The following is a 23926-nucleotide window of genomic DNA, read 5'->3' on the forward strand; positions in this document are numbered from 1 at the left end:
AGGTGGCGAAGAGCCGCGTTTATCGCGATTACCTGAAGGGCCGGGTCAGGACAAAAAAAGATAACCCTGCTTTCGATTTTTTTCCCCAGGAGATTTTCAATCAGACGCTATGGCTGATCGAGACCCAGTAACGGGTGAAGTAGCGGACGTTGATCGGTAACGAGGCCTGAAGATTGGCCAGCACGGCATCAGTGGAATCGAGCCGAAAGGTGCCGGATACCCGTAGATCCCGGGCACGACTATCGCAGTGCAGAACACCGCTGCGATAACGCCCCAGCTCTTCGATCACCTCGCCCAGCCGCGCATCCAGCACAATCAGCTGGCCGTTGGTCCAGGCCACTGCCGAGGATTCGAAGGGTTGAATGAGCCCGATATGCCGACTATCGAAATCCGCACCTTCGCCTGCTTTCAAAATCATCGCGCGCGTTGATTGATCAGCGGGTTGCACGCTGACCCGATCTTCCAGCACGCCAACCCGCGTTGAGCCCGACAACTTATGCACAGAAAAACGGGTACCCAACGCTTGAATTCGGCCATCCCCGGTTTCGACCAAAAACGGCCGCTGATCGCCGAGCTTGCCGGTCTGAATGAGGACTTCACCCGAGCGCAAACGAATCAGCCGTTGCGTTGCGTCGAAAGACACATCGATGGCCGTATCGGTATTGAGCTGGATCTGGCTGCCATCCGCCAATGAGATGTTGCGACGCTGGCCAACGCCGGTTTTGTAATCAGCCCAGGCATTTCCAAGGGAGGTATGTTGTTGGGCGTTCCAGCCAAGGATCCCCGTCCCTGTCGCGAGCAGTAATAATTTCAGGATCTGGCGCCTTTGTTGGCCGGTATTCAGTGCGCGACGTTTCAAATCCAGCGGCAAAGTGCCGAGCTGACGCTGCAGTTGTTCCATCTGGTTCCAGGCCGCCAGATGCGCTGGATCACTATCTATCCACAGCTGCCAGGCTTTTTGATCGGCGAGAGTCGGCGGATCGGCCTGAAACTGCACGTACCAACTGGCAGCCGCTTCGAAAACCTTGCGGTTCGGTGCAGTGGGCATCAACGCTGCGCCATGATCAGGGCACATTCCGTCAGGGCGCGGATCATGTGCTTCTTTACTGTGGTCAGGGAAACCTGCAACTGAGCAGCGATCTGTTGATAAGTCAAACCGTCGATCTGCGAAAGCATGAAGATCTTCTGGGTTCGCGCGCCCAGACCGGCCAAGGCTTTATCCACAGCGATCAGGGTTTCGATGATCAGCGCCTTGTCTTCTTCGCTGATGGCGGTGGCTTCTGGTCGAGCAGCCAAGGTCTGCAAGTAGGCAACTTCGATGGCCTGTCTTCGATAGCGATCAATGACGAGGCCGCGTGCAATGGTCGCCAGATAATCCCGCGGTTCGCGAATCTGCGACGCATTACGTGCCGCGAGGATCCGCACGAAAGTGTCATGCGCGACATCGGCAGCATCGCAGGCGTCGTGCAGTTTGCCCTTGAGCCATCCATACAGCCACGAATGGTGTTGCTCGTAGATTTGCTCGATCGCAGCATGATGGGCGGGTAGGGACATGGGAGAAACTGACGAGTTAATGATAATGGCTATTATTAGCCTCTGTTACGTTCTCTCACAATAGCCCCGTCACATCCCACCATCGACTTCATGCTCGTCTCCGATCTCTCGGTGGCGTTTTACTGCGTCCTGAAAAAACCGTCTGGTTGAATTTCTGTGGATTAAGCCCTGTGAATAACTGCCACGGAGGTCAGTTGATAACAGGGCGTAAAAACTGGATATAACTACCTCTGTGGATAACCACCCCATTCATCCACAGGCTTAAACCGGTTATCCAAGGGCCTCCTGCGGACCTGATAACAGGGTTTTGAAACCCTGTACACATTGAATAATAAGGCCTGTAGCAATCTATCCACAAAAAGGTCGGTCAGTAAGAATAAGCATTAAAACAAAGGTTTTATAAATTTCTCTCTTTTTTATTCTTTTAACCTCGAGTTCTCCACAGCTGGTTAAATTTTGTGCAAAGGGTTCTTTAGGAAGGGCGAAGTCCCTATACTTGTCGACCAGGTCCAGAAACCTGATCTCAAACTATTCCTGAATACCTACTTAAGCAGGCACGAGGTGCGTGGTGGATTTCCCTTCCCGTTTTGAAGTGATCGTCATCGGCGGCGGTCATGCCGGTACCGAGGCAGCACTGGCCTCAGCACGTATGGGGGCAAAAACCCTGTTGCTGACGCATAACGTGGAAACCCTCGGTGCCATGAGCTGCAACCCGGCCATCGGTGGCATTGGCAAAAGCCATCTGGTCAAGGAAATCGACGCCCTCGGCGGCGCGATGGCCATGGCTACCGATCTGGGCGGCATCCAGTTTCGCGTATTGAACAGCCGCAAAGGTCCGGCCGTACGGGCGACCCGTGCGCAAGCCGACCGCATTCTGTACAAGGCCGCTGTCCGCGAAATTCTGGAAAACCAACCGAACCTGTGGATATTTCAACAGGCCGCTGACGACCTGATCGTCGAGCAAGAGCAGGTACGTGGTGTTGTCACGCAAATGGGTCTGCGGTTTTTCGCCGATTCCGTGGTATTGACCACTGGTACCTTCCTCGGTGGACTTATCCACATCGGTTTGCAGAATTTCTCCGGCGGTCGTGCCGGTGACCCGCCGTCGATTGCCCTGGCACATCGTCTGCGTGAACTGCCGCTGCGTGTTGGTCGCCTGAAAACTGGTACGCCACCGCGCATTGACGGCAAGTCTGTGGATTTCTCGGTGATGACCGAGCAACCGGGCGACACGCCGATCCCGGTCATGTCGTTCATGGGCAACAAGGAACAGCATCCGCGCCAGGTCAGTTGCTGGATTACCCACACCAACGCCCGCACCCACGAAATCATCGCGGCGAACCTCGACCGTTCGCCGATGTATTCCGCCGCCGGCGAAATCGAGGGCATCGGCCCGCGCTACTGCCCGTCGATCGAAGACAAGATCCATCGTTTTGCCGACAAGGAAAGCCATCAGGTGTTCATCGAGCCGGAAGGCCTGACCACCCATGAGCTGTACCCGAACGGGATATCCACAAGCTTGCCGTTCGACGTGCAATTGCAGATCGTGCAATCGATCCGCGGCATGGAAAACGCGCACATCGTGCGTCCGGGTTATGCGATCGAGTACGACTACTTCGACCCGCGTGACCTGAAATACAGCCTGGAAACCAAAGTCATCGGAGGTCTGTTCTTCGCTGGTCAGATCAACGGCACCACCGGTTACGAAGAAGCCGGTGCGCAAGGTTTGCTCGCCGGGGCCAACGCCGCGCTGCGTGCCAAGGGCAAAGAAGCCTGGTGCCCGCGTCGCGATGAGGCGTACATCGGCGTGCTGGTCGACGACCTGATCACCCTCGGTACCCAAGAGCCGTACCGCATGTTCACTTCCCGTGCCGAGTACCGCCTGATTCTGCGCGAGGACAACGCCGACCTGCGTTTGACCGAAAAAGGTCGTGAACTGGGTCTGGTCGATGACGCGCGTTGGGAGGCCTTCTGCAAGAAACGCGAAAGCATCGAACTCGAAGAGCAGCGCCTGAAGAGCACCTGGGTTCGCCCGGGCACCCAGCAGGGCGATGCGATTGCGGAAAAATTCGGCACGCCGCTGACTCACGAATACAACTTGCTCAACCTCTTGAGCCGTCCGGAAATCGACTACGCTGGTCTGGTCGAAGTGACCGGGCAGGGCGCTGAAGATCCACAGGTCGCCGAACAGGTTGAAATCAAGACCAAATACGCCGGTTACATCGACCGTCAACAGGACGAAATCGCCCGTCTGCGCGCCAGTGAAGACACGAAATTGCCTGTGGATATCGATTACACCAACATTTCCGGTCTCTCCAAGGAGATTCAGAGCAAGCTCGGTGCCACGCGTCCGGAGACGCTCGGCCAGGCTTCGCGGATCCCGGGCGTGACCCCGGCAGCGATTTCGCTGTTGATGATTCATTTGAAAAAACGCGGCGCGGGCCGTCAGTTGGAGCAAAGCGCTTGAGTTCTAAGGTCACTTCGCAACACGCCGAAGAGTTATCCACAGGAGCCCGCGAGCTCGGTGTCAATCTCAGCGCAGCCCAGCACGAATTGCTGCTGGGTTACCTGGCCCTGTTGATCAAATGGAACCAGGCCTACAACCTGACTGCAGTGCGCGATCCTGATGAAATGGTTTCGCGGCATCTGCTCGATAGCTTGAGCGTGATGTCGTTCATCGAAAACGGCCGTTGGCTCGATGTTGGCAGTGGCGGCGGCATGCCCGGCATTCCGCTGGCGATCCTGTATCCGGACTCGCAAGTGACCTGTCTGGACAGCAACGGCAAGAAAACCCGCTTCCTGACTCAGGTCAAACTCGAACTCAAACTGGATAACCTGCAAGTTATCCACAGTCGCGTCGAAGCCTTCCAGCCTGCCCAGCCATTCAACGGGATCATTTCCCGGGCTTTCAGCAGTATGGAGAACTTCACCAACTGGACTCGCCACCTCGGCGATGCCGACACGCGCTGGCTGGCAATGAAGGGCGTTCATCCGGCCGATGAGCTGGTAGCATTGCCGGCAGACTTCAAACTCGATAGCGAACACGCCCTGGCCGTACCCGGTTGCCAAGGCCAACGCCATCTGCTGATACTGCGCCGCACGGCATGATTGGGAACACAAGCAAGAATGGCTAAGGTATTCGCGATAGCGAACCAGAAGGGTGGTGTGGGCAAGACCACCACCTGCATCAACCTCGCAGCATCCCTGGTCGCGACCAAGCGCCGGGTGCTGTTGATCGATCTCGATCCACAGGGCAACGCCACCATGGGTAGCGGTGTGGATAAACATGGCCTGGAGAACTCGGTCTACGACCTGCTGATCGGCGAATGCGATCTGGCCCAGGCCATGCACTACTCCGAGCACGGCGGTTATCAATTGCTGCCGGCCAACCGCGACCTGACCGCGGCAGAAGTGGTGCTGCTGGAAATGCAGATGAAGGAAAGCCGTCTGCGCAGCGCGCTGGCGCCGATCCGTGAAAACTACGATTACATTTTGATCGACTGCCCGCCGTCGCTGTCAATGCTCACATTGAACGCACTGGTCGCTGCTGACGGGGTGATTATCCCCATGCAGTGCGAATACTTTGCGCTCGAAGGCTTGAGCGACCTTGTGGATAACATCAAGCGCATCGCCGAACTGCTGAACCCCAACCTCAAGGTCGAAGGTCTGCTGCGCACCATGTACGACCCGCGGCTGAGCCTGATGAACGATGTTTCGGCGCAGCTCAAGGAACACTTTGGCGAGCAGCTGTACGACACGGTGATCCCGCGCAACATCCGCCTGGCCGAAGCACCGAGCTACGGTATGCCGGCACTGGCCTACGACAAGCAATCGCGCGGCGCGCTGGCTTATTTGGCCCTGGCGGGCGAGATGGTTCGCCGTCAGCGCAAAAATTCACGCATCGCCGCTGCCCAGCCAACTTAAGGAATCCCCATGGCCGTCAAGAAACGAGGTCTCGGACGTGGACTGGATGCACTGCTGAGTGGTCCGACCGTCAGCGCGCTGGAAGAACAGGCGGCGCAGGCCGATACCCGTGAACTGCAGCACCTGCCGCTGGATCTGCTGCAGCGTGGCAAATACCAGCCACGCCGCGACATGGATCCGCAAGCGCTGGAAGAGCTGGCGCAGTCGATCAAGGCACAAGGCGTGATGCAGCCGATCGTGGTGCGCCCGATTGGCGGTGGCCGCTTCGAAATCATCGCCGGTGAACGCCGCTGGCGCGCCAGCCAGCAGGCCGGCCAGGAAACCATCCCGGCGATGGTCCGTGATGTGCCGGATGAGACCGCGATCGCCATTGCGCTGATCGAGAACATCCAGCGTGAAGACCTGAACCCGATTGAGGAAGCCGTCGCCTTGCAGCGACTGCAGCAGGAATTCCAGCTCACTCAACAACAGGTTGCCGAGGCTGTGGGTAAGTCCCGCGTGACTGTGGCTAACCTGTTGCGACTTATTGCACTGCCGGAAGTCATCAAGACCATGCTGTCCCACGGTGACCTGGAAATGGGTCATGCCCGTGCTTTGCTCGGTCTGCCGGACAACCAGCAGGTGGAAGGGGCGCGACATGTTGTCGCACGCGGCCTGACTGTGCGCCAAACCGAGGCACTGGTTCGTCAGTGGTTGAGTGGCAAACCGGAGCCTGTGGAAGCGGCCAAACCCGACCCGGATATCGCCCGGCTCGAACAGCGTCTGGCCGAGCGCCTAGGCTCTGCGGTGCAGATTCGCCACGGCAAGAAGGGAAAAGGTCAGTTGGTCATCGGTTACAACTCCCTCGATGAGCTTCAAGGTGTGCTCGCACACATCCGCTGAAACATTTCCTCATGTAGCGCGCAGTCGGAAATCACTACCTGACAGTTGAATAGGGGCAGAACCGCCCCTATACTCTGCGCGCATTTTGTCGGCACAAATTATGCCAAGTTATTGAATTCTGGCAGCCGACCATTGGAGAGCAAACGTGATGGAAACCCGCAAGCCAAACCGCCTGCCGTTCCATCGCCTGGCGGTTTTTCCGGTGTTGATGGCTCAATTTGTCATTTTGCTCATTGCCGCTTTGGCGCTCTGGCAATGGCACGGAGTCGTTGCCGGATACTCGGGACTTTGCGGAGGCCTGATAGCCTTGCTGCCCAATGTTTATTTCGCTCACAAGGCATTTCGGTTTTCCGGCGCCCGAGCAGCCCAGTCCATCGTCCGGTCATTTTATGCCGGCGAGGCAGGCAAACTGATTTTGACGGCAGTGCTGTTTGCACTGGTGTTTGCAGGTGTGAAGCCATTGGCGCCGATCGCAGTATTCGGCGCTTTCGTGCTGACTCAGTCGGTCAGCTGGTTCGCTCCCCTGCTGATGAGAACAAGACTTTCGAGACCTTAGGGCGTTTGAGGCAACCATGGCAGAAACAACCGCTTCGGGCTATATCCAGCACCACTTGCAGAACCTGACCTTCGGTCAGCTACCTAACGGCGGCTGGGGCTTTGCCCATACCGCAGCAGAAGCCAAGGAAATGGGCTTCTGGGCTTTCCACGTCGATACCCTCGGCTGGTCGGTCGCGCTGGGTCTGATCTTCGTTTTCCTTTTCCGCATGGCGGCAAAGAAAGCGACTTCGGGTCAGCCAGGTGCTTTGCAGAACTTCGTTGAAGTATTGGTCGAATTCGTCGATGGCAGCGTGAAAGACAGCTTCCATGGCCGTAGCCCGGTGATTGCACCGCTGGCACTGACCATCTTCGTCTGGGTGTTCCTGATGAACGCCGTCGACCTGGTACCGGTCGACTGGATTCCTCAGCTGGCCATCCTGATCACCGGCGACCACCACATCCCGTTCCGTGCCGTGTCGACTACCGACCCGAACGCGACCCTGGGCATGGCGTTCTCGGTTTTCGCACTGATCATTTTCTATAGCATCAAGGTCAAGGGCATCGGCGGCTTCATCGGCGAACTGACCCTGCACCCGTTCGGCAGCAAGAACATCTTCGTTCAGGCCCTGCTGATCCCGGTGAACTTCCTGCTGGAATTCGTGACCCTGATCGCCAAGCCGATCTCTCTGGCCCTGCGTCTGTTCGGCAACATGTATGCCGGCGAGCTGGTGTTCATTCTGATCGCTGTGATGTTCGGCAGCGGCCTGCTCTGGCTGAGTGGCCTGGGCGTTGTTCTGCAGTGGGCGTGGGCTGTGTTCCACATCCTGATCATCACTCTGCAGGCGTTCATCTTCATGATGCTGACCATCGTCTACCTGTCGATGGCGCACGAAGAAAACCATTAAGAGCAGCCTTGGCTGATCTGATGTCCCTCCCGGTCAAACGGGAGGGGGCTCTTAACCGGGCCTCTGAAACGATTTGTTTTACCGCTTTAATCTAAAAAACCTAAACCATACGACGTAAAAGTCGGGAGGAAAGATGGAAACTGTAGTTGGTCTAACCGCTATCGCTGTTGCACTGTTGATCGGCCTGGGCGCACTGGGTACCGCAATTGGTTTCGGCCTGCTGGGCGGCAAGTTCCTGGAAGGCGCAGCGCGTCAGCCAGAAATGGTTCCAATGCTGCAAGTTAAAATGTTCATCGTTGCCGGTCTGCTCGACGCCGTAACCATGATCGGTGTTGGTATCGCTCTGTTCTTCACCTTTGCGAACCCGTTCGTTGGTCAGATCGCTGGCTAATTACCCGGATTCTTCCGAGTAATTTGGTGTGATGGACAACGTAACTGCGAGGTGTTGGCGTGAACATTAATGCGACCCTGATTGGCCAGTCCGTTGCGTTCCTGATTTTTGTACTGTTCTGCATGAAGTTCGTATGGCCTCCGGTCATCGCTGCTCTGCACGAACGTCAAAAGAAGATCGCTGATGGTCTGGACGCTGCCAGCCGTGCAGCTCGCGACCTGGAGTTGGCCCAAGAGAAAGCGGGTCAGCAACTGCGCGAAGCGAAAGCTCAGGCAGCTGAAATCATCGAGCAAGCCAAGAAACGCGGTAACCAGATCGTTGAAGAGGCTGTTGAAAAAGCCCGTATCGACGCTGACCGTGTGAAGGTTCAGGCTCAAGCCGAGATCGAACAGGAACTGAACAGTGTCAAAGACAAGCTGCGCGCCCAAGTGGGCTTGCTGGCTGTCGGCGGCGCCGAGAAGATCCTGGGTGCCACAATCGATCAAAACGCGCACGCAGAGCTGGTTAACCAACTGGCTGCTGAAATCTAAGCGAGGGCGATCATGGCAGAACTGACCACGTTGGCCCGACCTTACGCTAAGGCGGCCTTCGAGCACGCTCAGGCCCACCAGCAACTGGCCAATTGGTCAGCCATGCTCGGCCTGGCTGCAGCGGTGTCGCAAGACGACACCATGCAGCGCGTGCTCAAGGCCCCGCGACTGACGAGCGCAGAAAAGGCCGCCACGTTCATTGACGTGTGCGGCGACAAGTTTGATGCCAAGGCACAGAACTTCATCAATGTCGTTGCCGAAAACGACCGTCTCCCGCTTCTGCCGGAGATCGCCGCTCTGTTCGACCTGTACAAGGCCGAACAAGAGAAGTCGGTAGACGTTGAAGTGACCAGTGCTTTCGCATTGAACCAAGAACAGCAAGACAAACTCGCCAAGGTTCTCAGTGCACGACTCAACCGGGAAGTGCGCCTGCAAGTTGCGGAGGATGCTGCCCTTATAGGGGGTGTCGTTATCCGCGCCGGCGACCTGGTTATCGATGGCTCGATTCGCGGCAAAATCGCGAAACTTGCCGAAGCATTGAAATCTTGAGTTTGAAGGGGCAGCAGAGCAATGCAGCAACTCAATCCTTCCGAAATAAGTGAAATTATCAAGGGCCGCATCGACAAGCTCGATGTGACCTCCCAAGCCCGTAACGAAGGCACTGTCGTCAGCGTATCTGACGGCATCGTGCGGATTCACGGTCTGGCCGACGTCATGTACGGCGAGATGATCGAGTTTCCGGGCGGCGTCTACGGTATGGCCCTCAACCTGGAGCAAGACTCCGTAGGTGCCGTTGTACTGGGCGCATACACCAGTCTGGCTGAAGGCATGAGCGCCAAGTGCACCGGCCGCATCCTCGAAGTTCCGGTGGGTAAGGAACTGCTGGGTCGCGTAGTCGATGCACTGGGTAACCCTGTTGACGGCAAAGGTCCACTGGGCAACACCTTGACCGACGCGGTCGAGAAAGTTGCACCGGGCGTAATCTGGCGTAAGTCGGTAGACCAGCCTGTACAGACTGGCTACAAGGCTGTCGATGCCATGATCCCTGTCGGCCGTGGCCAGCGTGAGCTGATCATCGGTGACCGTCAGATCGGTAAAACCGCTCTGGCGATCGACGCGATCATCAACCAGAAAGACAGCGGCATTTTCTGCGTCTATGTAGCGATCGGTCAGAAGCAATCGACCATCGCCAACGTGGTTCGCAAGCTGGAAGAAAACGGCGCCCTGGCCAACACGATCATCGTGGCTGCCAGTGCTTCGGAATCTCCTGCGCTGCAATTCCTGGCACCGTACTCCGGTTGCACCATGGGTGAATTCTTCCGCGACCGCGGTGAAGACGCGCTGATCGTTTATGACGATCTGTCCAAGCAAGCAGTGGCTTACCGCCAGATTTCCCTGCTGCTGCGCCGTCCACCAGGCCGTGAAGCTTACCCAGGCGACGTGTTCTATCTCCACTCCCGTCTGCTGGAGCGCGCATCCCGCGTTTCGGAAGAATACGTAGAGAAGTTCACCAACGGCGCAGTGACCGGCAAAACCGGTTCCCTGACCGCACTGCCGATCATCGAAACCCAGGCTGGCGACGTTTCCGCGTTCGTTCCGACCAACGTGATTTCCATCACCGACGGTCAGATCTTCCTGGAATCGGCCATGTTCAACTCGGGCATCCGCCCTGCAGTGAACGCCGGTGTTTCGGTATCCCGTGTGGGTGGTGCCGCTCAGACCAAGATCATCAAGAAGCTGTCCGGTGGTATCCGTACCGCTCTGGCTCAGTACCGTGAACTGGCGGCATTCGCCCAGTTCGCTTCTGACCTGGACGAAGCGACCCGTAAGCAACTTGAGCATGGTCAGCGCGTTACCGAGCTGATGAAGCAGAAGCAATACGCACCAATGTCGATCGCTGACATGGCGCTGTCGCTGTATGCCGCTGAGCGTGGGTTCCTGACTGACATTGAAATCGCCAAGATCGGCAGCTTCGAACAAGCGCTGATTGCTTTCTTCAACCGCGATCACGCCGATTTGATGGCCAAGATCAACGTTAAAGGTGACTTCAATGACGAAATCGACGCTGGCATGAAAGCCGGTATCGAGAAGTTCAAGGCCACCCAAACCTGGTAAGCCGCAGCGGGAGCCGCAAGGCTCCCGCTTGCTAACCTGATAGGTGTTACATGGCAGGCGCAAAAGAGATTCGCAGTAAGATTGCGAGCATCAAAAGCACGCAAAAAATTACCAGCGCCATGGAAAAAGTGGCGGTGAGCAAAATGCGCAAGGCACAAATGCGCATGGCAGCCAGCCGTCCTTATGCGGAGCGTATCCGCCAGGTAATTGGGCATCTGGCCAACGCCAACCCGGAATACCGCCACCCGTTCATGATCGACCGTGAAGTAAAGCGTGTTGGTTATGTCGTCGTGAGCAGTGACCGTGGTTTGTGCGGCGGCTTGAACACCAACCTGTTCAAGGCCCTGGTCAAGGACATGGCGGTAAACCGCGAAAACGGCGTCGAGATTGATCTGTGTGTAGTCGGTAGCAAGGGTGCGGCCTTTTTCCGCAACTTCGGCGGTAACGTCGTTGCAGCTATCAGCCACCTGGGTGAAGAGCCGTCGATCAATGATTTGATCGGCAGCGTCAAGGTGATGCTGGATGCCTACCTGGAGGGCCGTATCGATCGCCTGTCCGTGGTATCCAACAAGTTCATCAACACCATGACACAACAGCCTACCGTGGAGCAGTTGATTCCACTGGTGGCAACCCCGGATCAAGAACTCAAGCACCACTGGGACTACCTCTACGAACCAGACGCCAAAGAGCTGCTTGACGGCTTGATGGTGCGCTACGTGGAGTCGCAGGTGTACCAGGCGGTGGTCGAGAACAACGCGGCTGAACAAGCTGCGCGGATGATCGCGATGAAGAACGCTACCGACAACGCCGGTGATTTGATCAGCGATTTGCAGCTGATCTACAACAAGGCGCGTCAGGCTGCGATCACCCAAGAGATCTCGGAAATCGTCGGCGGCGCTGCCGCGGTTTAACGGTTCAAATATTCAGAGGATCCAGCTATGAGTAGCGGACGTATCGTTCAAATCATCGGCGCCGTTATCGACGTGGAATTTCCACGCGACAGCGTACCGAGCATCTACAACGCGCTGAAAGTAGTCAGCGCGGCCGAAACCACTCTGGAAGTTCAGCAGCAGCTGGGCGACGGCGTGGTTCGCACCATTGCGATGGGTTCCACCGAGGGCTTGAAGCGCGGTCTGGAAGTTACCGATTCCGGCGCAGCCATCTCCGTACCGGTCGGTAAAGCGACTCTGGGCCGGATCATGGACGTTCTGGGTAACCCGATCGACGAAGCCGGTCCAATTGACACCGAAGAGCGCTGGGGCATTCACCGCGCAGCACCTTCGTTCGCTGAGCAAGCAGGCGGCAACGACCTGCTGGAAACCGGCATCAAGGTTATCGACCTGGTTTGCCCGTTCGCCAAAGGCGGTAAAGTCGGTCTGTTCGGTGGTGCCGGTGTAGGCAAAACCGTAAACATGATGGAACTGATCCGTAACATCGCCATCGAGCACAGCGGTTATTCCGTGTTCGCCGGTGTGGGTGAGCGTACTCGTGAGGGTAACGACTTCTACCACGAGATGAAGGACTCCAACGTTCTGGACAAAGTGGCACTGGTTTACGGTCAGATGAACGAGCCGCCGGGAAACCGTCTGCGCGTAGCATTGACCGGCCTGACCATGGCCGAGAAGTTCCGTGACGAAGGTAACGACGTTCTGCTGTTCGTCGACAACATCTACCGTTACACCCTGGCCGGTACTGAAGTATCCGCACTGCTGGGCCGTATGCCTTCGGCAGTAGGTTACCAGCCGACCCTGGCTGAAGAGATGGGCGTTCTGCAAGAACGTATCACTTCGACCAAAGAAGGTTCGATCACCTCGATCCAGGCGGTATACGTACCTGCGGATGACTTGACCGACCCGTCGCCAGCGACCACCTTCGCCCACTTGGACGCCACCGTCGTTCTGTCCCGTGACATCGCTTCCCTGGGTATCTACCCAGCGGTAGATCCACTGGATTCGACTTCGCGCCAGCTGGATCCGAACGTAATCGGTCAGGACCACTACGACACCGCTCGCGGCGTTCAGTACGTTCTGCAACGTTACAAAGAGCTGAAAGACATCATCGCGATCCTGGGTATGGACGAGCTGTCGGAAGCCGACAAACAGTTGGTTAACCGTGCTCGTAAGATCCAGCGCTTCTTGTCGCAGCCGTTCTTCGTGGCTGAAGTCTTCACCGGTGCTTCGGGTAAATACGTTTCCCTGAAAGACACCATTGCTGGCTTCAAAGGCATCCTCAACGGTGACTACGACCACCTGCCAGAACAAGCGTTCTACATGGTTGGCGGCATCGAAGAAGCGATCGAGAAAGCCAAGAAACTGTAATCCCGGCGCCCGGCAACGGGCGCTAATTTAGGTTGAGGCAATCAGATGGCTATGACAGTCCATTGCGATATCGTCAGCGCGGAAGGGGAAATCTTTTCCGGCCTGGTCGAGATGGTGATTGCGCACGGTGCACTGGGTGATCTTGGTATCGCTCTGGGTCACGCGCCGCTGATCACTAATCTGAAGCCAGGTCCGATCCGCCTGATCAAGCAAGGCGGGGAAGCCGAGGTGTTCTACATCTCCGGTGGTTTCCTCGAGGTTCAGCCGAACATGGTCAAGGTGCTTGCCGATACCGTGCAACGTGCCGCCGACCTGGATGAAGCTCAAGCCCAGGCAGCTCTCAAGGCTGCCGAAGCTGCTCTGCACGAGAAGAGCGCAGATTTCGACTACGGAGCTGCGTCCGCACGTCTGGCCGAGGCTGCAGCTCAGCTGCGCACCGTCCAGCAGATCCGCAAGAAGTTTGGCGGTTAATCCGTCAGCCGCTTGTTGTGCGATTGATAAAAAAGGGTAGCCTCGGCTACCCTTTTTTCTTTTCCGATTTTTACAACCCGGTCGCAGTTGCTGACCACCCAGGATTGGTAGCCAGTCATGTCTCTCGAAATCGTTATCCTCGCGGCCGGTCAAGGCACCCGTATGCGTTCGGCGTTGCCGAAAGTGCTGCACCCGGTTGCCGGCAATTCCATGCTTGGCCATGTTATCCACAGCGCGCGGCAACTTGATCCGCAGCGCATCCATGTGGTCATTGGCCATGGTGCCGATGTGGTGCGTGAGCGTCTGGCGGCTGACGACCTGAATTTCGTGCTGCAGGACCAGCAATTGGGCACTGGTCATGCAACGGCTCAGGCTGTGCCGTTCATCAGCGCCGACACGGTGTTGATCCTCTACGGTGACGTGCCGTTGATCGAAGTTGAAACCCTGCAGCGCCTGCTTAAACATGTCGTACCGGGCCAGATGGGCCTGCTGACCGTCGAGCTGGAAGACCCGACCGGTTACGGTCGCATCGTGCGCAACGCTGACGGCAAGGTCGCTGCCATCGTTGAGCATAAAGATGCCAGCGAAGCCCAGCGCGCAATCACCGAAGGCAACACCGGCATCCTCGCCGTCCCGGCCAATCGTCTGGCCGACTGGATGAGCCGCCTGTCGAACAACAACGCGCAAGGCGAGTACTACCTGACCGACGTAATCGAAATGGCGGTTAATGACGGCTTGGTGGTGGCTACCGAGCAACCGCACGACCCGATGGAAGTGCAGGGCGCCAATGATCGTAAGCAACTCTCCGAGCTCGAGCGTCATTACCAATTGCGCGCCGGCCGCCGGCTGATGGCGCAAGGCGTGACCCTGCGTGACCCGGCGCGTTTCGATGTGCGTGGCGAAGTCACCGTCGGTCGCGATGTGCTGATCGACATCAACGTGATTCTCGAAGGTAATGTTGTCATCGAGGACGACGTGGTGATCGGCCCGAACTGCGTGATCAAGGACAGCACCCTGCGCAAAGGCGTGGTGATCAAAGCCAACAGCCACATCGAAGGTGCGGTGCTGGGTGAAGGCAGCGATGCCGGTCCGTTCGCCCGTCTGCGTCCGGGCACGGTGCTCGAAGCACGCGCGCATGTGGGTAACTTTGTCGAACTGAAAAACGCGCGCATGGGTGAGGGCGCCAAGGCCGGGCATCTGACCTATCTGGGCGACGCGGAAATCGGCGCCCGCACCAACATTGGCGCGGGCACCATTACCTGCAACTACGATGGCGCCAACAAGTGGAAAACCGTGTTGGGCGAGGACGTGTTCATCGGCTCCAACAACTCGTTGGTCGCACCTGTGGATATCTCGTCCGGGGCAACCACCGCGGCTGGTTCGACCATCACCCAGAATGTGGATAACGCCCAGTTGGCCGTTGGTCGGGCGCGGCAGAAAAATATCGACGGCTGGAAGCGGCCGGAGAAGATCAAGAAGAGTTGAGTTATCCACAGCTGCACTTAATGCTTGAATCTAAATGTGGGAGCGGGCTTGCTCGCGAATGCGGTGTTTAAGTTTCACATTTCAGTGACTGACCCTTCGCATTCGCGAGCAAGCCCGCTCCCATATTCGTCTGTGTCGTTTCTAAAATTTTCGATCTGTCGCTTGACGATTTATGGCTGATAGGTTTTGATTGCTTCCGTTATCTTTCGAATCGAAACTTAGACCATCATGTCGAAACGCAATACACCCCAGCGCCGGCACAACATCCTCGCCTTGCTCAATGAGCAGGGCGAAGTCAGTGTGGATGAACTGGCCAAGCGCTTCGAAACTTCGGAAGTTACGATCCGCAAGGATCTGGCTGCGCTGGAAAGCCATGGTCTGTTGCTGCGCCGTTACGGCGGGGCGATCACCATGCCGCAGGAATTGGTCGCTGAACCGGGCCAAAGCGTTTCAAAGTACAAACAGGCGATTGCCCGCGCCGCCGTCAAACGTATCCGCGAGCACGCCCGCATCATCATCGACAGTGGCAGCACCACTGCGGCGATGATTCCCGAGCTTGGCCAGCAGCCGGGTCTGGTGGTGATGACCAACTCCCTGCACGTGGCCAACGCCTTGAGCGAACTCGAACACGAACCGGTGCTGCTGATGACCGGCGGCACCTGGGATCCGCATTCGGAGTCCTTCCAGGGCCAGGTGGCCGAGCAGGTACTACGCTCTTACGACTTCGACCAGTTGTTTATCGGCGCCGATGGTATCGATCTGGTGCGTGGCACCACCACATTCAACGAGTTGCTCGGCTTGAGCCGGGTGATGGCTGACGTGGCGCGGGAAGTGATCGTGATGGTCGAGGCCGACAAGATCGGCCGCAAGATTCCCAACCTGGAGCTGCCGTGGAGCAGCGTCCATACCCTCATTACCGATGATCGCCTGCCTGAAGATGCGCGCGATCAGATTCAGGCCCGCGGTATCAGCGTGATTTGCGCGGCTGTCAGTCAGGAGAAATAAGCATGTGTGGAATTGTCGGCGCAGTAGCTGAACGTAATATCACCGCCATCCTGCTTGAAGGCCTCAAGCGCCTTGAATACCGCGGCTATGACAGCGCCGGTGTGGCAGTTTTCACCAACGACGAAAAGCTCGAGCGCATGCGCCGTCCGGGCAAGGTCAGCGAACTGGAAGCGGCGCTGGCCGCGCGGCCGCTGGTCGGTCGTCTCGGTATCGCCCACACCCGTTGGGCGACCCACGGTGCACCGTGCGAGCGTAACGCGCACCCGCATTTCTCCGGTGATATCGCTGTGGTGCACAACGGCATCATCGAGAACCACGAAGCCCTGCGTGAGCAACTGAAAGCGCTGGGTTACGTGTTCACTTCGGACACCGACACCGAAGTCATCGCGCACCTGCTGAGCCACAAACTCAAGGATCAGCCTGACCTGACCGTCGCGCTCAAAGCCACCGTCAAGGAACTGCACGGCGCCTACGGTCTGGCGGTGATCAACGCACAACAGCCGGATCGTCTGGTTGCCGCACGCAGTGGCAGCCCGTTGGTGATCGGTCTGGGCCTGGGTGAGAACTTCCTCGCGTCCGACCAATTGGCCCTGCGTCAGGTCACTGACCGCTTCATGTACCTGGAAGAGGGCGATATCGCCGAAATTCGCCGCGATAACGTGCAGATCTGGGACGTCAACGGCAACGCCGTCGAGCGCCAGACCGTGCAGTACAGCGATGGTGCCGAAGCCGCCGACAAGGGCGAGTTCCGTCATTACATGCTCAAGGAAATCCACGAACAGCCGGTCGTGGTGCAGCGTACCCTCGAAGGTCGTCTGAGCAACAATCAAGTGCTGGCGCAGGCCTTCGGTCCACAGGCTGCCGAACTGTTCGCCAAAGTGCGCAATGTGCAGATTGTCGCCTGCGGTACCAGCTACCACGCCGGTATGGTCGCGCGTTACTGGCTCGAAGAACTGGCCGGTATTCCGTGCCAGGTCGAAGTCGCCAGTGAGTTCCGCTACCGCAAGGTGGTGGTGCAGCCGGACACCCTGTTCGTCACCATCTCGCAGTCCGGCGAAACCGCCGACACCCTGGCCGCGCTGCGCAACGCCAAAGAGCTGGGCTTCCTCGCCAGCCTGGCGATCTGCAACGTCGGCATCAGCTCGCTGGTGCGTGAATCCGACCTGACGCTGCTGACCCAGGCCGGTCGCGAAATCGGCGTAGCCTCGACCAAGGCGTTCACCACGCAACTGGTCGGCCTGTTGCTGCTGACCCTGTCGCTGGGTCAGGTACGCGGCACCCTCGGCAAAGGCGTTGAAGCCACGCTGGTGGAAGAGTTGCGTCGCCTGCCGACCCGTCTCGGCGAAGCGCTGGCGATGGACAGCACCGTGGAAAAAATCGCCGAGCTGTTCGCCGAGAAGAACCACACCCTGTTCCTCGGCCGTGGCGCGCAGTTCCCGGTCGCAATGGAGGGCGCCTTGAAACTCAAGGAAATCTCCTACATCCACGCCGAAGCCTATCCGGCTGGGGAACTGAAGCACGGCCCTCTGGCGCTTGTGGATAACGACATGCCGGTGGTTACCGTGGCGCCAAACAACGAACTGCTGGAGAAGCTCAAGTCCAACCTGCAGGAAGTCCGCGCCCGTGGTGGTGAACTGATCGTATTCGCTGACGAGAAAGCCGGGATGACCAACGGCGAAGGCACCCATGTGGTGCAGATGCCGCACATCCACGACATTCTTTCGCCGATCCTCTACACCATCCCTCTGCAGTTGCTGTCGTACTACGTCGCCGTGCTCAAGGGCACCGACGTCGACCAGCCGCGCAATCTGGCGAAGTCGGTGACGGTGGAATAAGTTATCCACAGCTGACATTGACCCGCAAAAATCGCAGCCTTGGCTGCGATTTTTGTATCTGAATCGAGGACATCCATGGACCGTTTCCAGGAAATGCAGATCTTCGCCACCGTGGCCCAGGAGCAGGGCTTCTCGGCAGCGGCGCGGCGTCTTGGCTTGTCCGCCGCCAGTGTCACTCGCGCGGTTGCAGCGCTGGAGCAGCGTATCGGCACGCAGTTGCTGATCCGTACCACACGCAGTGTGCATCTGAGCGAAGCGGGTCAGCGTTATCTGGAAGACTGTCGGAGAATTCTCGCCGAGGTGCAGGAAGCCGAGGATTCGGCGGCGGGCAGTCATGCCCAGCCGCGTGGGCAATTGACGGTGACCGCGCCGGTGTTGTTCGGTGAGTTGTTTGTCACGCCCCTGATGACCAGTTATCTGACGCAGTATCCAGATGTTTCGATTAATGCGCTGTTGGTCGATCGGGTGGTGAGCATGGTCGAGGAGGGCATCGATGTCGCGGTGCGCATTGGTGAGTTGCCGGACAGCAATCAGCATGCAATCCGGGTCGGCGAAGTGCGGCGGGTGATCTGTGGTTCGCCGGCCTATCTGGCTCGACACGGCCGTCCCGCGCATCCGCAGGCGCTGGCCGGCGCGCCAGTGGTGGCAACCTCAGCCATCGGCCAGTTGCGCAACTGGCCGTTTGTGGATCAGGGCGAAGCGATCAGCGTGCGGCCTGAACCAAGGCTGGTGGTCACCGCCAACCAGGCGGCGATTACTGCGGCCTGCCTGGGGTTGGGGCTGACCCGGGTGCTGTCTTATCAGGTCGCCAGCAAAATCGCGACCGGTGAGCTGGAAATCGTCCTCGCCGAATTTGAACTGCCGCCACTGCCGATCCATGTGGTGTATCAGGGCGGGCGCAAAGCGCCAGCGCGGGTGCGCAGTTTTGTCGACCACGCGGTGAAGGTGCTGCGAGAACATCCGGCGCTGCAGAACGCGGCGTTATTTCATGCAGTGAAATAATTGATTGCGATTGCTGGTGATTCTGTTGATTTGAAGAAGGGTGGAAGATGGCCTCCATCGGCGCTGCCATCCCGAACGGCGCCCTCTCCAGCGGAGTCGACCATGCAAGCGATCAAACTCTACAACTTTCCACGTTCCGGCCACGCCCATCGGGTAGAGCTGATGCTGTCCCTGCTGCAGTTGCCGACCGAATTGATCCTGGTCGATCTGGCCAAGGGCGAGCACAAGCAGGCGCCGTATCTGGCAATCAACAGTTTTGGCCAGGTGCCGGCGATTGACGACAGCGGTGTGGTGCTGGCCGACTCCAACGCGATTCTGGTGTATCTGGCGCTCAAGTACGGCAATGGCCGCTGGCTGCCGACCGATCCGGTCGGCGCGGCGCAGGTGCAGCGCTGGTTGTCGGCCGCTGCAGGGCCGATTGCTTTCGGACCTGCTGCTGCACGATTGGTGACGGTGTTTGGCGCACAGTTGAATGCTGAAGAAGCGATTACCCGTGCGCACAACCTGCTCAAAGTAATGGAGGTGGAACTGGGCAAGACCACTTACCTGGCCGGCAGCGAGCCGACCATCGCTGACGTGTCCGCCTACAGTTATATCGCCCATGCGCCGGAAGGCAACGTGTCGCTGGACGACTACGCCAACGTGCGTGCCTGGCTGGCGCGTGTCGAAGCCTTGCCCGGTTTTGTCGGCATGCCGCGCACGGTCGCCGGTCTGCAAAAGACTGCCTGAGGTTCAGCCTGATCTGATCGAGTTATCCACAATGCGCCGGCGGCGCGGGGAGATGCGTGATGGAACGTTCACCGTGGCACGCTGGCGAGCAACAACTGCAGGCCCATGTCGGCGTTGCCGAGCGCATGGAGGCCTTCGGCCGAAAAGTGATTCGTGACTGGATGCCGGATCAGCACCGCGCCTTTTATGAGCAGTTACCGTTCATGCTGTACGGCGCGGTCGATACCGACGGGCGTCCATGGGCCAGCGTGCTCGAAGGCGCGCCGGGGTTTGCTCATTCGCCTGATCCCGAGCATCTGCATTTCGCCAGCCAACCCGCTGCTGATGATCCGGCGCAATTGCGCAATGGCGAGCCGATCGGGTTGCTCGGCATTGAGTTGCATACCCGCCGCCGCAATCGCCTCAACGGTCATGTCGACAATCTGACCGTGCAGGGTTTTGAGGTGAGCGTGGATCAGGCTTTCGGCAACTGTCCGCAATACATTCAACTGCGCCAGTTCCAGCGCGTGCCGCTGAGCGATCCGCAGACGCGGCCAGCGCAGCACGACGACGGTCTTGATGACGCAGCCAGAGCCATGATCGAAGGCGCCGATACCTTCTTTGTCGCCAGTTACGTCGATGTGGACGGACAACGTGCGGTGGATGTTTCCCATCGTGGCGGGCAGGCCGGGTTTGTCCGGGTTGAAGGTAATCGCCTGACCATCCCGGATTTTGCCGGCAATCTGCACTTCAACACGCTCGGCAATCTGCTGCTCAATCCCAAGGCTGGCCTGCTGTTCATCGACTTTTCCACAGGCGATGTGCTGCAACTGAGCGGGCGGACCGAAATCATCCTCGACGGGCCGCAGATCGAAGCGTTCCAGGGCGCCGAGCGCCTCTGGACATTCGAGGTAGAGAGACTGGTGCGGCGCCCGGCGGCACTGGCCCTGCGCTGGCGCTTCGACGGCATGTCGCCCACCAGTCTGCTGACCGGCACCTGGGCCCAGGCCGATGCACGCTTGCAGGCCAAAGCGCTGGGTGACCGCTGGCGGCCGCTGCGGGTGACCCGCATCGAAAGGGAGAGCCAGCACATCCGCTCGATTTATCTGCAACCGGACGATGGCGCAGGGATGCCGGTGTTTCAGGCCGGCCAGCATCTGCCGCTGCGCTTCACTCTGGGCGGTGAAACGCATATTCGCACCTACAGCCTGTCGAGTGCGCCATCGGATGATTTCCTGCGCATCAGTGTGAAACGCGAGGGCTTGATCTCAGGCCATTTGCACCAGCAGATCCGGGTCGGCGATGTCCTTGAGGCTCGGGCACCACAGGGGCACTTTACCGTGGCACCGCTGGAACACCGGCCGCTGGTGCTGCTGGCGGCGGGGGTTGGTATCACGCCGTTGCTGTCGATGCTGCGTGAGGTGGTGTACCAAGGTCTGCGCACCCGGCGGATTCGGCCGACGTGGTTGCTGCAGAGTTCGCGTAGCCTGGCCGATCAGCCATTTCGCCAGGAACTCGATCGCTTGCTGGAAAGTGCTGGCGATGCGGTACGGGTGGTTCGCCTGCTCAGTCAGCCGGAGGCCGACGTGCATGAAGGCGAAGATTTCGACCGCCATGGGCGCATTGATCGGGCACTGCTGCGTGATCTGCTGGAGGTCGAGGATTACGACCAGATCGATTTTGCTGTCTGTGGGCCCGGCGCTTTTACCCAAAGTGTCTACGACAGTCTGCGCGAGCTGGACATTCGCGACGCGCGGATCCATGCCGAGACCTTCGGCCCGTCGACGCTCAAGCGCCAGCCGGACCCGGATGCGGCGGTCATCGAGCAACCACCGGCCGCCATCACGTCAGTGCCGGTGATGTTCGAGCGTTCTGCCAAAGAGGCGCGCTGGCAGCCGGACGGCGGCAGTCTGCTGGAGCTCGCAGAAAGCCGTGGCCTGCGCCCCGAGTTCAGTTGCCGGGGAGGTTCGTGCGGCACCTGCAAGACACGTCTGGTCAGTGGCGCGGTGAATTATCCACAGCCCCCGGCAGACCTGCCGGAAGCGGGGCAGGTGCTGATTTGCTGCGCGGTGCCGGCGCAGAGTGAGCAATTGCTGGTGCTGGATCTTTAAGCTTCGTGATGTAACGGGTTCACCAATGGGGCGATGAACTGATTGACGTAGGTGTGCGTAACCTTGTGGTTTCGGGCTTTGAGGTGGTTGTACGTACGGGTTCACTCGTGTCCTCAAAACTCTCGACATCTCGCGCCATTGCTGTCCTGACATTTCTTGCGCTGTGTTCGACCAATTGCAAACTCGCCTCGCGCCAGCCGATCCAACTCCATTCGCCGACATTGCGAGTTGCCGGGAATTTTCCGCTGCGTTCGAATTTGTCGATCAGGTCAGCCAGGCTTTGAGGATTATTCAAATCAAAGTAGGCCATGAAATCGCGCCCGATTTCACGGAACACTGCAATATCACTCCCCATGACCGGCAGCCCGCGTTTCATTGCCTCTACAAGTGGCAGACCGAAACCTTCCACGAAAGAAGGAAACACCAGGGAGCTGGCATGCGCGTAGGCATATTCAAGGCTGGTGTCACTCAGGTTGTTGAACATGAACAGACGCTGATTCAACTCTGGATGATTGCGTATTCGATTGGATAGTTCGTCAGACTTCCAGCCTACATGTCCTGCGATGCACAGTTTTGCATTCGAGCCACTTGCCCATGCGCGGTCGAAAGCATCCAACAAGTAAGCATGATTCTTGCGCGGCTCGATGGTACTGACCATCAGAAACACAGGCTCAGGGGAGTTAAAAATTCGTTGCAGGCAAGGGTCAACGATTACGTTCTCGCTGTGCAGATCCAGCTCCGCCCCCAGGTAAAAGTAATCGAACCAACGTTTTTCGGTTTGTACTTTCCCGATCCGGCGTTGCACTTCTGACCGTACTTCGTCACGCACGGTGGCAGAAATCGCGATATAGCCATCAGCGGTGCGGACGATCCAGTCGAACCACTCACTGAATACCTGCGCTGGGCGCGCCTCGTAGAAGTGCGGATGAGTCACAGGGATCAGATCGTAGATCACCGCGATTACACCGACACCCTCATGTTTGAGTTGTTCGACGTGAGGAAAAATATCTGAATGCCAAGAGGAGTCGAGCAACACCAGCTGATCGCCTGGCTGATGGTGCAGCGGTGCACAACGTTTCAGCAGTTGGAAGCGGCTTACTTTTCTGAAAACCCGCAAGGAAACGCCGAATGTGCCGAAGGCGGTCAAACGATAAGAAAAATAAACCAGTTTTTTCGCCAATTGCGAGGTGCACTTGGCGCCGAGTCTTTGCTGCCATTGCCAGAAACGATGCGACAGGCGCTCCAGCCGATCACCGAATGCAGCGAGAGTATTCAACACCGGTGTGGTGAAGGGGGCAAGATGAAGAACCTGGTAAAGTTTGCCGTTGAGCAGCACTACCGGAATGCACTCGAAGCCTTGGGCATTCGGAGGCAACTGATTGATGACGTTTCGCACCACCCGCTGAATCCCCGAATTGAGTTTCGGGTGGTTGAATACATGGGTACATTCCACCATTAATCGGGTCATAGAGCGCGCTCCGTATTCGCCAATTCGGCGCTGCGGGTAATCGATGTCTTGGCACTCAGCCACGAGCAATCGACGAAGTCTTCGATACCGGTGATGCCTACTGCGTCACCGGGAGCGATATTGAAGGTGATGTCTTGCAGCGCCCAATGTTGGTAGTGACGCCGCGAAGCATACGGGACCAACCATTCGCCCAGATGGCTCCAGCGCGAGGGGTATTGCTTGTAGACCTTGCCCAGGCCTGTCACACGCACATGCCCCATCAGACGCCCTCCACCATGTCGCTCGCATTCACAACAGGTGCGGGCGGGAGTTGCGCGACGGTTTTTCGTAAGTCAGCGATGAGAGGCTTGTAGGCCTGAACGACGGATACGCCGGGGAACGTGAATTTGAAAACGGCTACTGGTGGAATCGCGCCAATGGCGACGGTTGCGCCTCTGTCTTGTGGCTGCGGCAGGGCAAGACTGTCCGGTGTCATGCGGTGGTATGTCGAAGCCGCGTTCAGCAGCTCCCAATCCGCGTCAACTCCCAGCGGGGGTGTCCGGATATGTTGTCCCGCGGATCCATGAAAATCCGTGACGAACAGACGATTTTTCAAACAGCGACCCCTTGGTCTTTAACTTTCGCCACTTCCTGCAGGCTTTAAGGGAAGGTCTGTCAGATCGTAGGAAAAAATCGACAAGACGAC

24 protein-coding genes are annotated in these 23926 nt (G+C 58.1%); 19 read left to right on the forward strand and 5 right to left on the reverse strand.

The features are described from left to right. Positions 1-100: 100 nt before the first annotated feature. Both VLA07_RS09470 and VLA07_RS09475 read right to left on the reverse strand, forming a co-directional pair. Positions 101-1048, reverse strand: a complete 948-nt coding sequence (locus VLA07_RS09470) for a FecR domain-containing protein (RefSeq protein ID WP_333989107.1) — start codon at positions 1046-1048, stop codon at positions 101-103. Further along, complete coding sequence (locus VLA07_RS09475; RefSeq protein ID WP_097090232.1) at positions 1048-1554, reverse strand: sigma-70 family RNA polymerase sigma factor; 507 nt, start codon at positions 1552-1554, stop codon at positions 1048-1050. Before VLA07_RS09475 ends, VLA07_RS09470 begins: the two co-directional genes overlap by 1 nt. Positions 1555-2122: 568 nt before the next feature. Here VLA07_RS09475 and mnmG point away from each other — a divergent pair. From mnmG to VLA07_RS09570, 19 genes are all read left to right on the forward strand, one after another. Next, positions 2123-4021 (forward strand): tRNA uridine-5-carboxymethylaminomethyl(34) synthesis enzyme MnmG, encoded by a 1899-nt coding sequence (mnmG, locus tag VLA07_RS09480; RefSeq protein ID WP_247267119.1) that lies wholly within the window; start codon positions 2123-2125, stop codon positions 4019-4021. Then, on the forward strand, positions 4018-4662 hold the full coding sequence (gene rsmG, locus VLA07_RS09485; RefSeq protein ID WP_003229789.1) for a 16S rRNA (guanine(527)-N(7))-methyltransferase RsmG: 645 nt from the start codon (positions 4018-4020) through the stop codon (positions 4660-4662). Before mnmG ends, rsmG begins: the two co-directional genes overlap by 4 nt. An 18-nt stretch (positions 4663-4680) precedes the next feature. Further along, positions 4681-5478, forward strand: a complete 798-nt coding sequence (locus VLA07_RS09490) for a ParA family protein (RefSeq protein WP_003229787.1) — start codon at positions 4681-4683, stop codon at positions 5476-5478. A gap of 9 nt (positions 5479-5487) precedes the next feature. Further along, positions 5488-6360, forward strand: a complete 873-nt coding sequence (locus VLA07_RS09495) for a ParB/RepB/Spo0J family partition protein (RefSeq protein ID WP_007960777.1) — start codon at positions 5488-5490, stop codon at positions 6358-6360. A gap of 148 nt (positions 6361-6508) precedes the next feature. Then, positions 6509-6916, forward strand: a complete 408-nt coding sequence (locus tag VLA07_RS09500) for a F0F1 ATP synthase subunit I (RefSeq protein ID WP_003229783.1) — start codon at positions 6509-6511, stop codon at positions 6914-6916. Between the two features lie 16 nt (positions 6917-6932). Continuing rightward, the gene (gene atpB, locus VLA07_RS09505) at positions 6933-7802 is read left to right on the forward strand and encodes a F0F1 ATP synthase subunit A (protein ID WP_007960779.1); all 870 of its coding nucleotides are present in this window, start codon (positions 6933-6935) and stop codon (positions 7800-7802) included. A 133-nt stretch (positions 7803-7935) separates the two neighbouring features. Beyond that, on the forward strand, positions 7936-8193 hold the full coding sequence (atpE, locus tag VLA07_RS09510; RefSeq protein ID WP_003097235.1) for a F0F1 ATP synthase subunit C: 258 nt from the start codon (positions 7936-7938) through the stop codon (positions 8191-8193). A 59-nt stretch (positions 8194-8252) separates the two neighbouring features. Further along, entirely contained in the window at positions 8253-8723 is a 471-nt protein-coding gene (locus VLA07_RS09515; RefSeq protein ID WP_011336718.1) for a F0F1 ATP synthase subunit B, read from the forward strand. A gap of 12 nt (positions 8724-8735) precedes the next feature. Further along, a complete protein-coding gene (locus VLA07_RS09520; protein ID WP_007911956.1) occupies positions 8736-9272 on the forward strand; it encodes a F0F1 ATP synthase subunit delta in 537 nt (178 codons plus the stop codon). Positions 9273-9293: 21 nt separating this feature from the next. Then, the gene (gene atpA, locus VLA07_RS09525; RefSeq protein ID WP_047596971.1) at positions 9294-10838 is read left to right on the forward strand and encodes a F0F1 ATP synthase subunit alpha; all 1545 of its coding nucleotides are present in this window, start codon (positions 9294-9296) and stop codon (positions 10836-10838) included. 50 nt (positions 10839-10888) lie between these two features. Then, positions 10889-11749: a F0F1 ATP synthase subunit gamma gene (atpG, locus tag VLA07_RS09530; protein WP_010565870.1), complete on the forward strand. Its 861-nt coding sequence runs from the start codon at positions 10889-10891 to the stop codon at positions 11747-11749. A 27-nt stretch (positions 11750-11776) separates the two neighbouring features. Further along, the gene (atpD, locus tag VLA07_RS09535) at positions 11777-13156 is read left to right on the forward strand and encodes a F0F1 ATP synthase subunit beta (protein WP_027610292.1); all 1380 of its coding nucleotides are present in this window, start codon (positions 11777-11779) and stop codon (positions 13154-13156) included. Between the two features lie 45 nt (positions 13157-13201). After that, positions 13202-13627, forward strand: a complete 426-nt coding sequence (locus VLA07_RS09540; protein WP_007954164.1) for a F0F1 ATP synthase subunit epsilon — start codon at positions 13202-13204, stop codon at positions 13625-13627. A gap of 117 nt (positions 13628-13744) precedes the next feature. Further along, a complete protein-coding gene (gene glmU, locus VLA07_RS09545) occupies positions 13745-15112 on the forward strand; it encodes a bifunctional UDP-N-acetylglucosamine diphosphorylase/glucosamine-1-phosphate N-acetyltransferase GlmU (RefSeq protein WP_333989112.1) in 1368 nt (455 codons plus the stop codon). Between the two features lie 225 nt (positions 15113-15337). Next, a complete protein-coding gene (locus tag VLA07_RS09550) occupies positions 15338-16117 on the forward strand; it encodes a DeoR/GlpR family DNA-binding transcription regulator (RefSeq protein WP_177325597.1) in 780 nt (259 codons plus the stop codon). 2 nt (positions 16118-16119) lie between these two features. Beyond that, positions 16120-17952, forward strand: a complete 1833-nt coding sequence (glmS, locus tag VLA07_RS09555; RefSeq protein ID WP_333989113.1) for a glutamine--fructose-6-phosphate transaminase (isomerizing) — start codon at positions 16120-16122, stop codon at positions 17950-17952. 75 nt (positions 17953-18027) lie between these two features. Further along, positions 18028-18954, forward strand: a complete 927-nt coding sequence (locus VLA07_RS09560; RefSeq protein ID WP_333989114.1) for a LysR family transcriptional regulator — start codon at positions 18028-18030, stop codon at positions 18952-18954. 102 nt (positions 18955-19056) lie between these two features. After that, positions 19057-19683 carry a glutathione S-transferase family protein gene (locus VLA07_RS09565; protein ID WP_333989116.1) on the forward strand — a complete coding sequence of 209 codons (627 nt, stop codon included), beginning with the start codon at positions 19057-19059 and terminating at the stop codon, positions 19681-19683. A gap of 59 nt (positions 19684-19742) precedes the next feature. Further along, complete coding sequence (locus tag VLA07_RS09570; protein WP_333989117.1) at positions 19743-21773, forward strand: pyridoxamine 5'-phosphate oxidase family protein; 2031 nt, start codon at positions 19743-19745, stop codon at positions 21771-21773. Between the two features lie 19 nt (positions 21774-21792). Here the strand turns inward: VLA07_RS09570 and VLA07_RS09575 are convergent, their stop codons facing one another. Genes VLA07_RS09575 through VLA07_RS09585 form a run of 3 tightly spaced genes read right to left on the reverse strand, consistent with a single transcriptional unit; the run spans position 21793 to position 23836 of the window. Beyond that, positions 21793-23241: a glycosyltransferase family 4 protein gene (locus tag VLA07_RS09575; RefSeq protein WP_333989118.1), complete on the reverse strand. Its 1449-nt coding sequence runs from the start codon at positions 23239-23241 to the stop codon at positions 21793-21795. Continuing rightward, positions 23238-23501 (reverse strand): hypothetical protein, encoded by a 264-nt coding sequence (locus VLA07_RS09580; RefSeq protein WP_442969539.1) that lies wholly within the window; start codon positions 23499-23501, stop codon positions 23238-23240. The genes VLA07_RS09575 and VLA07_RS09580 overlap by 4 nt, the downstream gene beginning before the upstream one ends. Next, complete coding sequence (locus VLA07_RS09585; protein ID WP_333989119.1) at positions 23501-23836, reverse strand: hypothetical protein; 336 nt, start codon at positions 23834-23836, stop codon at positions 23501-23503. Before VLA07_RS09585 ends, VLA07_RS09580 begins: the two co-directional genes overlap by 1 nt. Between the last annotated feature and the right edge of the window lie 90 nt (positions 23837-23926).

This window comes from Pseudomonas sp. S3(2024), assembly GCF_036861315.1.
Taxonomy (GTDB): domain Bacteria; phylum Pseudomonadota; class Gammaproteobacteria; order Pseudomonadales; family Pseudomonadaceae; genus Aquipseudomonas; species Aquipseudomonas putida_A.